The 12,785-nt window shown below is 65.9% G+C and carries 13 protein-coding genes; 3 read left to right on the top strand and 10 right to left on the bottom strand.

What is annotated here, in order from left to right; all coding sequences use genetic code 11:
- Positions 1-2 precede the first annotated feature (2 nt).
- The 4 genes from MOK15_RS07405 to MOK15_RS07420 all read right to left on the bottom strand — a co-directional run bounded on the left by MOK15_RS07405 (position 3) and on the right by MOK15_RS07420 (position 7,127).
- On the bottom strand, positions 3-4,202 hold the full coding sequence (locus MOK15_RS07405) for a translocation/assembly module TamB domain-containing protein (RefSeq protein WP_242931008.1): 4,200 nt from the start codon (positions 4,200-4,202) through the stop codon (positions 3-5).
- Positions 4,202-6,289 (bottom strand): autotransporter assembly complex family protein, encoded by a 2,088-nt coding sequence (locus tag MOK15_RS07410; RefSeq protein ID WP_242931009.1) that lies wholly within the window; start codon positions 6,287-6,289, stop codon positions 4,202-4,204. Before MOK15_RS07410 ends, MOK15_RS07405 begins: the two co-directional genes overlap by 1 nt.
- 66 nt (positions 6,290-6,355) lie before the next feature.
- The gene (locus MOK15_RS07415; RefSeq protein WP_242931010.1) at positions 6,356-6,826 is read right to left on the bottom strand and encodes a DUF1465 family protein; all 471 of its coding nucleotides are present in this window, start codon (positions 6,824-6,826) and stop codon (positions 6,356-6,358) included.
- A gap of 121 nt (positions 6,827-6,947) precedes the next feature.
- Positions 6,948-7,127 (bottom strand): DUF465 domain-containing protein, encoded by a 180-nt coding sequence (locus MOK15_RS07420; RefSeq protein WP_242932674.1) that lies wholly within the window; start codon positions 7,125-7,127, stop codon positions 6,948-6,950.
- A gap of 203 nt (positions 7,128-7,330) precedes the next feature.
- Here MOK15_RS07420 and MOK15_RS07425 point away from each other — a divergent pair, with 203 nt between their 5' ends.
- Positions 7,331-7,486 carry a YdcH family protein gene (locus MOK15_RS07425; RefSeq protein ID WP_242931011.1) on the top strand — a complete coding sequence of 52 codons (156 nt, stop codon included), beginning with the start codon at positions 7,331-7,333 and terminating at the stop codon, positions 7,484-7,486.
- A gap of 10 nt (positions 7,487-7,496) precedes the next feature.
- On the opposite strand, the gene MOK15_RS07430 is transcribed toward MOK15_RS07425, so the two are convergent.
- From MOK15_RS07430 to MOK15_RS07455, 6 genes are all read right to left on the bottom strand, one after another.
- A complete protein-coding gene (locus tag MOK15_RS07430; protein ID WP_242931012.1) occupies positions 7,497-7,706 on the bottom strand; it encodes a hypothetical protein in 210 nt (69 codons plus the stop codon).
- Complete coding sequence (locus MOK15_RS07435; RefSeq protein ID WP_242931013.1) at positions 7,694-8,065, bottom strand: PilZ domain-containing protein; 372 nt, start codon at positions 8,063-8,065, stop codon at positions 7,694-7,696. The genes MOK15_RS07430 and MOK15_RS07435 overlap by 13 nt, the downstream gene beginning before the upstream one ends.
- A gap of 68 nt (positions 8,066-8,133) precedes the next feature.
- Positions 8,134-8,598, bottom strand: a complete 465-nt coding sequence (gene dksA, locus MOK15_RS07440; RefSeq protein WP_242931014.1) for an RNA polymerase-binding protein DksA — start codon at positions 8,596-8,598, stop codon at positions 8,134-8,136.
- A gap of 122 nt (positions 8,599-8,720) precedes the next feature.
- A complete protein-coding gene (locus MOK15_RS07445) occupies positions 8,721-9,047 on the bottom strand; it encodes a hypothetical protein (RefSeq protein ID WP_242931015.1) in 327 nt (108 codons plus the stop codon).
- An 87-nt stretch (positions 9,048-9,134) separates the two neighbouring features.
- Positions 9,135-9,638, bottom strand: a complete 504-nt coding sequence (locus tag MOK15_RS07450) for a hypothetical protein (RefSeq protein ID WP_242931016.1) — start codon at positions 9,636-9,638, stop codon at positions 9,135-9,137.
- Between the two features lie 6 nt (positions 9,639-9,644).
- Positions 9,645-9,953 (bottom strand): hypothetical protein, encoded by a 309-nt coding sequence (locus MOK15_RS07455; RefSeq protein ID WP_242931017.1) that lies wholly within the window; start codon positions 9,951-9,953, stop codon positions 9,645-9,647.
- A 213-nt stretch (positions 9,954-10,166) separates the two neighbouring features.
- Here MOK15_RS07455 and serS point away from each other — a divergent pair, with 213 nt between their 5' ends.
- Together serS and MOK15_RS07465 are read left to right on the top strand one after the other, a co-directional pair.
- Complete coding sequence (gene serS, locus MOK15_RS07460; protein ID WP_242931018.1) at positions 10,167-11,444, top strand: serine--tRNA ligase; 1,278 nt, start codon at positions 10,167-10,169, stop codon at positions 11,442-11,444.
- 239 nt (positions 11,445-11,683) lie between these two features.
- Positions 11,684-12,742: a potassium channel family protein gene (locus MOK15_RS07465; protein WP_242931019.1), complete on the top strand. Its 1,059-nt coding sequence runs from the start codon at positions 11,684-11,686 to the stop codon at positions 12,740-12,742.
- Positions 12,743-12,785 lie beyond the last annotated feature (43 nt).

The raw sequence follows: 12,785 nt of genomic DNA on the forward strand, positions 1-12,785 counted from the left end.
TTTCAATAATCCTTGGAAATGCGGACGTTGGCGCTCTGGCGCCCCAGGGTGGAGATGGCGCCCAGCAGAGAGAGCCAGCGCGTGACCTGATATTCCATCCGGGTGGCGCTATAGCCCTGTCCGTCGGTAATCAGTTCGACATAGGTTTTGCGGGTCAGATATTTGCCCGCCGCGATCGACGTGCCCTGCCCCTGGGTCGGGTCGGCGGCGATGATGCGCAGCCGGTCGAGACCCGCCGCCTTGCGCACCGCGTTGATCGGATCGAGGCCGCCATTGCCCTGGAGCGAACCCACCGCCGAGGCAAGCTGGAGCGCTTCGGGCGCGGACAGGTTGGTGATCGACGTGCCGAACAGGATGCGGGAGAGCAGTTCGTCCTGCGGCAGCGCGGGGGTGCTGGTGAAGGTGATGTCGGGCTTCAGGCCGGTGCCACCGACATGGATGGTAGCGCTAAGGTCGCTGACATCGGCCTCCGCGCTGATGTCGAGCGTGGGGTTCACCGGGGTCTTGCCGTCGAACTGGATATGGCCTTCGCGCAGGTCGAACCGGCGACCCGCGAACTCATAGCCGCCGCGCACCAATTCAGCGCGGCCGGCGATGGCCGGGTTGGTGACGGTCCCGCCGAGGTTCAGGTCCGCGCGCCATTCGCTGTCGAGGCCAAGGCCCGTGACGGTCAGGCGGTTGCGCGCCCGCGCCTTCACCGCCAGCGTCCAGGGGGCGGTGGCGCGCGGCTGATCTATTTCCTCGCCGCGCCGGTTGACCTCGATCACGCGCAGTTCGGGGATTTGCGCCACGGCGGCGGCGCGGCCCATCGTGAAACGGCTTCTGTTGAGCACCAGATCGCCGCCGATCGTGCCGCCCACGCCATCGGAACGCAGGGTGATGGGGCCGGTGACGGTAGCGGCGATGTCGTCCCGCTCCAGCAGGGCGGCATTGTTCGCCTGCAACGCCAGGTCCATGCCTACGCCGCCGATGCCGTTGAAGGTGAAGCGGCCGGTGCCATTGACGGTGCCGCCATTCTGCGCGGTCGCGGCGAAGCTGGAGATGACGAGCTGCGCGCCGGAGAAGCGCCCCTGCGCCTTGACATCGCGCAGGCGCATACCGGTGACGGGGCTGTTGATCGTGGCATTGTCGGTCGCAAGTTGCCCGGTGATGCGGGGGTCGCCCAGCGTACCGCGCATGTCGGCCGACACGCTGACCGGCCCGGCGATATCGACAATCTCCACGCCGAGCAGCCGCCAGAGCGTATCGGCGGTCCCGCCATAGCGAAGCTGCGCGAAGAGCTGCGCGGCATTCAACCGCTCCACCAGCCCGCCCTCATGGCTGAGCGGCGTCAGCAGCGCCTGCGCACGCCCGATCGTCTTGCCGTCGGCGACAAAGACCATGCGCGTCGCCAGCCGATCCGGCGTCAGCGCGGCATTGACGCCGACATCCACTGGTCGGGAACTCAAGGACAGGCCGGAACGCGACAGGCCGCGAATGCGCAACTCCGCCTTGCCGCTGGGCAGGCCGCCGCGCGGCTGGGCATAGCTCAGGGAGCCGGTCGCCATGCCGCCCAGGCCCAGATTGTCATAGGCGATGTCGAGCAGGGAAAGCGGCAGCTTCTCCATCCGCGCCTCGACATGGGTCGATGCGGCGCCCAGTTCGCCCGCCAGTTGCAGCGATCCACCGGCATAGCTGAGCGTGGCGGGCGACAGGCGCCAGCCATCCTCGGTCCGGGTCAGCAGCGCCGCGCGGGTCAGGCGAATGGGACGCTTGTCGACCGTGCCGCTGGCGGACAGGCGGATGCGGTCGGGTTCGACCTGGGCCTCCCCCTGCAAATCGAAGATCCGCCCGCGCTGGCCGGACAGGCTGCCGCTGATCTTGCCCTTGCCATCGACCAGCGCGGCGTCGGCGGCAAAGCGGCCCAGCAACACGCCGCCCACCCGCAAGCCGCGCGCCTGAGCGGTGGCGGTGACGGTGGTGCCGTCGGGATCGAGCAGGATCGTGCCGTCCAGCGTTCCGCGCCGCACCGCGATGACCGTCGGCCCTTCGAAACTGGCGTCGGTGGCGTTCAGCTTCAACTGCACCTGCTGGACATCATTCACCGGCTTGAAGTTGATATAGCCAGTGACCGGGCCGATCACGCTCAATTGACCGTCCAACCCGTCCTTGATGGGACGGATGTCGCCGCTGGCGGTGACGCCCGATACGGCAAGATTGGCGACGCGCACCACTGCCTGACCGCCCGGCGGCAGCAGGATGACGCCATGCCCGGTGAACGGGCCGAGCGTCGATCCGCCCTGCGCCGTATAGCTATACCCGGTGGTGGCATCCGGGATCAGTTTCGCCCGCACGTCGCGCAGGCCCAGCGCGTCCATCGGCCGGGCCAGCAGCAGGTCGATGGTCGGATGTTCGATCATGCCGTCCAGCATCAGGGTGACGGGACCATAGCGGCCATGGCGGCCGCTCGCTTCCAGATGCAAAGACCCGTCGCGGTGGCGCAGGCCCTGACCCGCCAATGTCAGCAGCGGCGAATCCAGACGCAGATTGCTGAGCGCGATCTGCCCATCGGGCCGCAGTTCCAATGCACTGCGCACGGACGGCAGGCCGCCACCCAGCGTCCGCAGGAAATCATTGTCCAGCCGCCGGACCCGCGCCTGCGCATTGCCGCTGAGGCCGAAGCCGCCGTCGCGACGGGGCGCGGCGTGCAGCTTGGAGGTCAGATCGACCACGCCCAGGCCGCGGATGAACAGGCCGTTGAGCTGGCCGTCCAAGCCGACATCATAGCGGCCCGTCTTGAGGTCGGCGATCATCGCCAGCTTGCCGCGCAACTTGTCCGACCGGAACTGCATCGGGTTGCCGATGATCTGCTGCCCCTTGAGTTGCAGCACGCCGTCGAGCTGGAAATTGCGGACGATCCCCTCGACCAGGTCGCCCTGCCCGTCCAGCCGGTGCGCGCGCAGCTTGACCGGAATCAGCGCCGCGCCTTTACCCGCGTGCCGCCCCTTGCCCTCGGCGCGCACGTCGCGGATCACCGTCTTGTCGAAGACCAGCTCACGCGCCGTCAGCAGATATTCGTATCCCGGCGCGCTGAACGGCCCGTCCAGCCGGACCTTCGCCGCTATGTCGCGACCGCGCATGGTTTTGAGCAAGGCCTGGGGCCGGGCGAGCTTCAGGGTGATGAGCAGGTTGTCGAGTGCATTGTTGCGCAGATCGATCGCGCCGTCGGCGTCAAGATCGAAAGCGGCCGACCGGAGCGTCAGCTTCCCGTCGATCACCCGGTCGACCATCGTGCCGCTGGCGCGGACCGACAGGCGCGGATCGGCCATACGACGGAGCAGGCCATTGCCCGCGATCGCCGCCCCCTCCATCGTGCCGCGCGCCGAATAGGCGCCGCTGCGCGCGGCCAGCACCATGTCGGCGGTGGGCGCGCCGTCCAGCGTCGCGGACAGGCGACCGTCCCAACGGCTCCAGCTCCCCTTGCCGCCGATGCGGAGATTGGCGTCCTGCTTCAGGCCCGCCATCGCCGCCAGCACGCCATTTTTCGGCGCGTTGACGGTGACGTCGAGCTGGAAGCGATCATTGTCCGGACGGCTGTCGAGCGCGATGGTCAACGCATCGCTGCCGTCCAGCGTGCGCGCCGACAGGTCGATGATCGCCCGGCCACCGCGAATATCGGCGTCGCCGGTCATGGTGGCGGTCTGGGCGCGACCGGTGATGCCGGGCGCGATGGTCAGCCGCCCGACCGAAAACTGCATCAGGCGGATGTCGAAGCCGGGCAGGATCGGCCCCCGCCGCTGGGTCGGATTAAGCTGGGGCAGCTTGTGCAGTGTCGCCTGCGGTATAGCGAGCCGGTCGATGTCCAGCCGGTTGGACAGCCAGGCGAAAGGCCACCAGTCCAGCTCCACGCGCGGCGCGTCCAGGAAGCGCCCCTTGGGATCGGACAGGGTCAGGTCGCGCAGCACCGCCTTGCGATAAATGCTGCCTTCGATCCCGCCGACCTCGATCCGCAGGCCCGACGCGGATTTGATGGTCGCGATGCGGCTGGCGAGGAAACGATGGCCGCCCGACGTGTCGAGCCAGACCAACGCGCCGACGACGATCAGCAGCGCCGCCGCCAGCAGACCGGCGAGCCAGCGCTGCCAGCGCCCATCCCAGGCGCGCCGATGCCGCGTTGGCGGAGGCGGCGGCACGACAGCCGGTTGGGATGTCTCTTCGGCCATCAGAAAGCCTGCCCCAGCGAGACATAGACGGCGACTTTGGGATCGCCCGCCTGCGGATTGAGCGGCGTGCCGACATCGACGCGGATCGGCCCGAAGCTGCTATAATAACGCACGCCCATGCCCGCGCCGATGCGCAGGTCGCGGAAACGCGGCAGGAAGCTGGTGGAGATATTGCCGGCATCGACGAAGGGCACGACGCCGAAATTGCCGAACCGGATGCGGCTTTCCAGCGAAAATTCGGCCAGGCTCTTGCCGCCGACCGGATCGTCATCCGGGCCATAGCGCGGGCCGATCTTTTGATAACCATAGCCGCGCACCGATGCGCCACCGCCCGCATAGAAGCGGCGGGACGGCGCGATCTGATCCACCGTCGAACCCAGGATGGTGCCGAAGCGCGCACGGGCGGCGAGCACCACCCGGTCGCTCATCGGCTGGTAGACGCTGCCGTCCACCTGCACCTTGGCATAGCCGAACGTCTTGTCCTGGAAGGAGAGTTCCGGGCTGACGCGGCCGCCCAGGCGGAACCCCTTGGTCGGATTGAGCAGGTCGTCGCTGCCGTCATAAGTGAGGCTGAGCGGCACCGCCGCGATCAGGAAGGTGCGGCGCGCGCCGTTGCTGAACGCATCGGCTTCATCCGACGCGATCAATTCCCCGCCGACACGCCAGACCCAGTTCTTCTGGAACAGGATATTGGTCTGCCGCTCGATCGCCCCCGACAGGGTGATGGTGCGCGCGTCATAGGCGTCGCGCTTGATATTGCTGATCGACACCAGGCCGGTCAGCACATTGTCGCGCCGTTTGAAGTTGTTGCGGCGATAGGTGAAGGAGGCGGTCTGCTCCTGCGTGCCGACGACACCGCGCACCGTCACCGCCCCTTCGGGCGGGAAGAAGTTGCGGTGCTGCCAGCTCACTTCCGCGCGATAGCCTTCGCCCGTGCCATAGCCCAGTTCGCCCGCGACGGTGCGCAGCGGCGCGGCGCGCATATCGACGTCCAGGTCGACATGCGCGCCATCGCCCGCATCCTTGGGTGTCAGCGTGACGGAGGAAACAAGGCCGGTCGCGACGATGGCGCGGCGCAGATCCTCGACATCGGACGCCATATAGGTGTCGCCGGGCTTGAAGCGGGCGATTTCCTGCGCATGATGCGCGTTGAACAATTCTTCGTCATCCATGCGGATCGCCCCGAAGCGGCGGAAGCCGCCCGGCGTCACAATGATGTCGAGATCGCCCTTACGCTCCTCATGGTCGATCCGCACTTCGGGTTCGTCCACCTTGGCGAAGGGGAAGCCGTTTTCCAGCAGCGCGGTGGCCAGCCCCTCCTGCCCGGCGAGGATCGCGTCCGCATCGACCGGATCGTCGACCTTGGGCGGGAAGGCCGCGCGCAGCTTCGCTTCGCGATCGCCCGTCTCGGCCAGGCCAGTGACATCGACGGACGAAAGCAGGTAGCGCGGGCCGGGTGTGATGTCGAAACCGACCGACAGCCGGTCACTGCCGGCCGGCGGCGGCGCCACGCTCCCCCGGATGCGCGCGGCATAATAGCCCTTGGCGCGCAGCAGCCGGTCGATCAGGTCGCTGTCTTCCTTGATGCGCCGGTTGATCTGGGCAAGGTTGGCGGGCTTGTCCTGACCCAGGCGCAGTACGGACAGCTCATCGAAGCGCTGGGTGAACTGCGCGTTGGCGATCGCATCGATGCCATTCAATTGCACTGTGTAGCGACGTTCCTCCCCCGCATCGGTGAAGGTCGCGACATCCTCCACCGGTTCGGGCGCGACCGGTATGGCCCCGGCGGCCGGATCGGGTGCGGCCGCGGTGTCCTGTTCGGCGGGATCGGCGGGAAGCGGATCGATATTGTCGGGCTGCCCCATGTCCGGCCAATCCAGGCCGATGTCGGGCATGGCGTCGAGCGGCGCATTCACGTCAGGCGGGGCTTGCGGGGGCGTTGCTTGCGGAAGCGGGGCCTCAGGCGTTGACGCCTGCTGCGCCTGCACCGCACAGGGCGCAAGCAGCAGCAATGGCGCAATACAGAGCCGGGCAGAATGCGGGCAGCGGCCAGAAGCGCGGCGTCGGGTCCGCAAACCATGGGTCATGGCGGATTGTCTAGACCAACTTCGCCCGCAATGACCAGTGCAGAAGCGCCAAGACAGGCGATGCCGTCAAAAAGCCGTGTTGAGCCGATCGAGCAACGCGCGCGCCGGGCCGGGATCGGACAAGACCGAGTCCCGGTCCAGCCGGGCCTGCAAGCGGGCGACACGGTTGTAGAGATCCTGGCTCGCCTCGATCAGCGCGCGGGCGGGAAAGGGGAAATCCGCCACCTGGGCGACGTCTGTCAGGGTGGCCCTCCCCAGCCTGTATTTCTCGTCGGTCAGGTCGGCGTCGCCAATCTCGCCCCGCTGCCAGGCGCGCTGGCTCAGCAACCAGGCGATGATGTGCATCAACCGGGTCGTCACCTTGAGCGATTCGCAGGCGAAGGCGACGCGGCGCAACGGTTCCTGGATATCCTTGTCGCCCTGAGCGACGCCGTCGAAATAGGAACGCGCCTCATCCGCCATCATCATCGCCTCGCCATATAGGCCATCGACCAGGCGTCGATGAAGGCCGGGATTAAGAAAGGCTGCGTTCCTCATGGTCGATCACTGACATAAAAATGCCAATCTGTCAGGCGTGTTAACGACCATTTGCAGTTCCTGTCCCATTCGGGGCCGGTCGGCGATGGTCAGGGGAAAAAGCGCTGAATGGGACGGATCGTCAGGCGATGATGTCCGGAACCAGTTGGTCCTCCAGCAGCGCGATTTCGTCGCGCAGGCGCAGCTTGCGTTTCTTGAGTCGGGCGATCTGCATCTGGTCGCCGCCGCCCGTATCCACCAGCGCGGCAATGGCGCTGTCGAGATCGCGATGCTCGACCCGCAGCGATTCCAGGCGGCGCATGATATCTTCCCGGCTCACCGTCCCGCTCGCATCCTGCCCGTTCGCACCCTGATTGCTACCCGAACGATCATCAATAGCGCCGCGACGGCGGACGGGCCACCGCAAATTTACCCGCAGTCCATCGCAACGGCCGAATCTGCCCGCGACAGGCATTCCGAATCATGATCTACTTCGTCATCCATCGCCCTCGTAAGGAGAATGTCATGGAAAACACCCATATTTCAGCTCTTTCAGCCAAGCACGCCGGCCTTGAAGCCCGAATCAAGGCGGAATCGAGTCGGCCCATGCCCGACGCGATTCTGGTGGCCTCGCTCAAAAAGCAGAAATTGCGGTTGAAGGAAGAAATGGCGCAGCACTGACGGGCCGTCGTCAATCCGGGAGGAGGTCGGTATCCAGCGGCGCAGACCGCGGGTCCGGCCCGCCCGGCCCTAAAAAAGAAGAGCGGATCGACCGCAGAACAAAACCCGTAACCATCGGTTCGCGGTTTTTTTCAGGTCCTGATGACATCAGCCTGACCCCGCCATTGCGAGCAAGATCATCCCGCTCCAATCGGCTGAAAAAACGAATCAGCGGCGCCATGTCGGCGGTTGATGCAACCGCAGATAGTCCGACATCCGCTGCGATGCGTCGGACGCCACCGGCTTGCGCGCAAGCTGCGGATCGATCGCTTCGTCAAAAGCTACGCCGATCTTGTTTTCGCGCGACCAGACGACACGGCCGCTGACCCTGCCCACGCCGCGCAGGTCCAGCGCGATGCGCGCGCCCACCGCCACGGCGCCCTCGCAATCCGCCATCAGCCCGGTTGCCGACAGATTGCGAATGCGGGCCTTGCCCAACGGCGCGCCATCGGACGTACAGAGATTGGTCAACAGGAACAGGCTGTCGCGCGGCGCGGCCCGCGCCGGCCCTCGATCGGAAATGCCCTGTTCGTCGTCCATACCAAATCCGCAACTAGCTGCCATTATTCAATCGGCAGCCTATGCGTGGGGGATGGAAAAAAGGTTAATCAATCGTCGCGGGAGATCTTTTCCTGCCGCTCATGACGCTCCTGCGCCTCGACGGTCATGGTTGCGATCGGGCGGGCTTCCAGCCGGCCGAGCGAAATCGGTTCCCCCGTCACTTCGCAATAGCCATATTCGCCGTCGTCGATCCGGCGCAGCGCGGCGTCGATCTTGGAAATGAGCTTGCGCTGGCGGTCGCGGGTGCGCAGCTCGATCGACCAGTCGGTTTCGCTCGATGCGCGATCGTTGAGGTCTGGTTCGCGCAGCGGTTCATTCTGAAGCACGGCCAGCGTGCCCTCCGCTTCGGCCAGTATCTGTTTCTTCCAGTCCCAAAGACGCTGCCGGAAATATTCCAGTTGCACGGGATTCATGAACTCTTCGTCAGGCGAAGGGCGATAGTCAGGGGGAAGTGTTACCGTCGATTTGGGCGGCTTTTCGCCGTCTTTATCGGAATTCAGGACCGATGCCATCTGGCTCTCCGACTCATTGGCCCCGATGCTAGACACTCCGGGGCGCCCATGACTTTTCATTGAGCGCGCCTCATAGCCATGGGCGCGGGACGACACAAGCGGGCATTCAGCAACTTAGACCTTCATTTGGATGATTTTGCCGCAAGCTGGTGGACGGCGACCAGTTGCCGGAGTCCGGCACGGCAGTCCGCCCATGCGTTCCATAGTGGGACGTTAACCATATCCATTGAGGAGGAAGCCGGATTTGCCTCGACTTGCGGGATCGAATCAGGGTTAACAACATTGCGATTAACCCTTTCTTTTGCGTTCATGCGCATAGGGAGTTCCCTATATCCGCCATCCTCATCCATGGACGGCTGGATGAGGGGCAACAAGATAAGAGTGGATCCTATGTCGGTACGGATGGCGTTGGCCAAATTATGCGCCTGCACTTGCGGCGGAGCGATCATCGGCGGGGGCGCCGTGCATGTCGCCGAAAGTGCGCGTCCGGCCGTGGTCCACAGCTACAAGAGCGCCAAGGCCGCGCCCAGGATGCGCTACGCCGTGCGCACCGTGAAGCGGAAGGTGGTCAAGACCGTCACCGCCTGCGCGCCGCAGACCGTGACCGTGACCAGCCAGCCGGCCCCCATTCCCCTGCCCGCCCCCGTGGCCGAAATGCCGATGATGTCGGGCGGCGGCGGCGCGGTGCCGGTGGTGATGGGCGGAAGCGGCGGCTTCGGCGGCGGCGGGTTCATCGGCGGCTTCTTCGGTGGCGGCGGCGGCGGAAGCGGCGGCGGATCGGTGGTGATCTCCTCCACCAGCAGCTCGACCGGCGGCGTCAGCAGTTCGACCAGTTCGACGACGGGCGGTGTTTCCACGTCAACCGGTGGCGTCTCCACCTCAACGGGCGGCGTATCGACCTCGACCGGCGGCGTTTCCACGTCGAGCGGCAATGTCTCGACTTCGTCGGGCGTCAGCAGCAGCTCGTCTTCGTCCAGTTCAAGCTCGTCATCCTCCGCTTCATCGTCCAGTTCTTCATCGAGCAGTTCGGGCGGGGACAAGCCGGATCATCCCGGCTCAAGCGGCAGCAGCGGATCGTCTGGCAGTTCGTCCTCGTCAGGCGGATCGTCGAGCTTCGGCAGCACGGGCAGTTCCTCCTCCTCCACGTCGAGCAGCAGCGCCTCATCCAGCAGCAGCTCCAGCAGTTCGAGCGGCGGATCGACCAGCACGGGCGGCACCGACGTTCCGGCGCCGCCGATGGTCCTGCTCTTCGGCGCGGCCGCCGTCGCGCTGGTGGCGCGCCGCCGCTTTGCCGAACGCAAGGTGCAGGCCGCGGCGTAAATCCCCGCTTCCTGCGGGATAGTAGCAAGCTGCAAGCCTATATCTCGTCATCGCAATGAGCCATTGTTCCCCGGCGCAGGCCGGGGTCCAGTTCAGACCGTGGAACTGGACCCCGGCCTGCGCCGGGGAACAGGTTGGCTCCAATCAATGCGAGTTGGCATAAGAAGCGGCTATGAAGGACAGGCTATTCGCGTACGGGCGGCACGCAGGGTTGCGCGGCCGGTCACGCGGCGGCATAGGACTGGCCCATGCATGACATCCGCTTCATCCGCGAAAACCCCGCCGCTTTCGACGCCGCCCTCGCCCGGCGCGGCCTGTCGCCGCTCTCCGCCGACATATTGGCAATCGATGAGAAGAGCCGCGCGATCAAGACCGAATTGCAGCAGGGTCAGGCCCGTCGCAACGAGGCGAGCAAGGCGATCGGTCAGGCCATGGCCGCCAAGGACGCGGAGACGGCCGAGGCGCTGAAGGCGGAAGTCGCGGCGCTCAAGGAACGGATGCCCGCGCTGGAAGCGGAGGACCGCGACACCGGTGAGGCGCTGACCGCGATGCTCGCCGCTATCCCCAACCTGCCGGCCGACGACGTGCCGCAGGGCGCGGACGAGGCGGACAATGTGGAACTCAGCCGCTGGGGTACGCCGCGCGCGTTCGATTTCACCCCGCAGGACCATGCCGATTTCGGCCCGGCGCTGGGTCTGGATTTCGAGGGTGGCGCAGCCCTGTCCGGCGCGCGCTTCACCGCGCTACGCGGGGCGATGGCCCGGCTGCACCGCGCGCTGGCGCAATATATGCTCGACACCCAGACGACCGCCAACGGCTATGAGGAAACCAATCCGCCGCTGCTGGTCCGCGACGAAGCGCTGTTCGGCACCGGACAGCTACCGAAGTTCGCCGAGGATCTGTTCAGGACCACCGACGGCCGCTGGCTGATCCCGACCGCCGAAGTCAGCCTCACCAACTTGGTGCGGGAGCAGATCGTGCCGGTGGAAAGCCTGCCGATCCGCCTGACCGCGCTGACCCCCTGCTTCCGGTCCGAGGCGGGATCGGCGGGCCGCGACACGCGCGGCTTCATCCGCCAGCATCAGTTCGAGAAGGTCGAACTGGTCGCCATCTGCCAGCCCGACGAGTCCGAGGCCGAGCATGAACGCATGGTCGCGGCGGCCGAGGGCATATTGCAGGCACTGAACCTGCCCTATCGCAAGATGCTGCTCTGCACTGGCGACATGGGCTTTGGCGCGCGCAAGACGTACGATCTGGAAGTCTGGCTGCCCAGCCAGAACACCTATCGCGAGATCAGCTCCGTCTCCAACTGCGGCGATTTCCAGGCCCGGCGCATGAACGCCCGCACCAAGCCGGAGGGCGCCAAGCAGACCCTGTTCCTGCACACACTGAACGGGTCGGGCCTGGCGGTCGGCCGCACGCTGGTCGCGGTGCTGGAGAACTATCAGCAGGCCGACGGCAGCGTCATCGTGCCGAACGTGCTGGCCCCCTATATGGGCGGGATCACGAAGATCGCGCCGCGCTAGGGCCGGATGACGTTATATTGATCCCACTCGTCATTGCGAGCGCAGCGAGGCAATCCATGATCCGACGATGGATTGCTTCGCTGCGCTCGCAATGACGATTCAGACATATGTCATCCGACTCCAAGAGGGCTGGCAACGGCCGCGCGATGCGATACATCTAGGCGGATGCAGCGCCCGCCCCATGCCTTCGCCAGTCTGAACCGCGCGCCGGTGCCCCCTCTTATGCCGCTTGCCCCCGCATGAGGATCAACCGGCCGTCCCCTTCCTCTCCCACGGCCGGATTTCTGCGGCGGCGCTCTTCGCTGCCGATGTGGGCAGACCTGGCATGGCGCGTGGCGCTGGTGCTCGGCCTCATCGCCCTGGTGGTGGTGCTCCACTGGTTTGGGCGCACCGGGCTCAGAGATAATTACGACAACCAGATCAGCTTCGTCGACATCCTCTACTTCACGACGATGACCGTCACCACGGTCGGCTATGGCGACATCGTGCCGGTAACGCCGCAAGCGCGGCTGTTCGAATCCGTCTTCGTGACGCCGATCCGCCTGTTCGTCTGGCTGATCTTCCTTGGCACCGCCTATAATCTCTTTTTCCGCAACATCCTTTACAGGTGGCGTATGGCACGCATCCAGGCCGATCTGCACAACCACATCATCGTCACCGGCTTTGGCACCAGCGGGCAGGAGGCGGTGAACGAACTGCTCGCCCGCGGCATCGACCCGCGCGAAATCGTCGTCATCGACGGCAGCGAACGCGCGCTGGAACTGGCCGAAGCGCGGGGCTGCAACGTCCTGTGCGGCGATTCCACCCGCGACAGGACGCTGAAGGATGTCGCCATCCACCGCGCGCGCAGCATGATCGTGTCGGCGGGGCGCGACGACACGTCCATCCTCATCACCCTGACCGCCCGGCACCTCTCCCCGCGCCTGCCGATCAGCATCGTCGTGCGCAATGAGGATAATGAACTGCCCGCGCGGCAGGCGGGCGCGACCACGGTCATCAACCCGGTCAGCTTCGCCGGGCTGTTGCTGGCGGGCAGCACCGACGGCAGGCATATTGCCGACTATATGGCGGACCTGGCGGGATCGGGCGGGCGGGTGCACATCACCGAACGCTTCGTCCTGCCGGAGGAGATTGGCGGGCCGTTGTCGGCCATCCGGACGGGCCTGGGCGTGCGCATCTATCGCGACGACCGGCCGATCGGTTTCTGGGAGGACGCCGCGCGGCAGCTCCAGACCGGCGATCTCATCATCGAGATTGTAGAAGAAAAGACGCGACTCACCCCGCCGTCCGACGAATAGTTCCCGATCGAAGACGAACCGAATATTCTTGTTGCGGCCCGGC

Origin of the sequence: Sphingobium sp. BYY-5 (assembly GCF_022758885.1) — a bacterium.
Classification (GTDB): Bacteria; Pseudomonadota; Alphaproteobacteria; order Sphingomonadales; family Sphingomonadaceae; genus Sphingobium.

Excerpts from the sequence above, each read along its gene's own strand:
- MOK15_RS07405 (WP_242931008.1), bottom strand. The coding sequence starts at position 4,202 with ATGGCCGAAGAGACATCCCAACCGGCTGTCGTGCCGCCGCCTCCGCCA.
- MOK15_RS07410 (WP_242931009.1), bottom strand. The coding sequence starts at position 6,289 with ATGACCCATGGTTTGCGGACCCGACGCCGCGCTTCTGGCCGCTGCCCG.
- MOK15_RS07415 (WP_242931010.1), bottom strand. The coding sequence starts at position 6,826 with ATGAGGAACGCAGCCTTTCTTAATCCCGGCCTTCATCGACGCCTGGTC.
- MOK15_RS07420 (WP_242932674.1), bottom strand. The coding sequence starts at position 7,127 with ATGCGCCGCCTGGAATCGCTGCGGGTCGAGCATCGCGATCTCGACAGC.
- MOK15_RS07425 (WP_242931011.1), top strand. The coding sequence starts at position 7,331 with ATGGAAAACACCCATATTTCAGCTCTTTCAGCCAAGCACGCCGGCCTT.
- MOK15_RS07430 (WP_242931012.1), bottom strand. The coding sequence starts at position 7,706 with ATGGCGCCGCTGATTCGTTTTTTCAGCCGATTGGAGCGGGATGATCTT.
- MOK15_RS07435 (WP_242931013.1), bottom strand. The coding sequence starts at position 8,065 with ATGGACGACGAACAGGGCATTTCCGATCGAGGGCCGGCGCGGGCCGCG.
- dksA (WP_242931014.1), bottom strand. The coding sequence starts at position 8,598 with ATGGCATCGGTCCTGAATTCCGATAAAGACGGCGAAAAGCCGCCCAAA.
- MOK15_RS07445 (WP_242931015.1), bottom strand. The coding sequence starts at position 9,047 with ATGATCGCTCCGCCGCAAGTGCAGGCGCATAATTTGGCCAACGCCATC.
- serS (WP_242931018.1), top strand. The coding sequence starts at position 10,167 with ATGCATGACATCCGCTTCATCCGCGAAAACCCCGCCGCTTTCGACGCC.
- MOK15_RS07465 (WP_242931019.1), top strand. The coding sequence starts at position 11,684 with ATGAGGATCAACCGGCCGTCCCCTTCCTCTCCCACGGCCGGATTTCTG.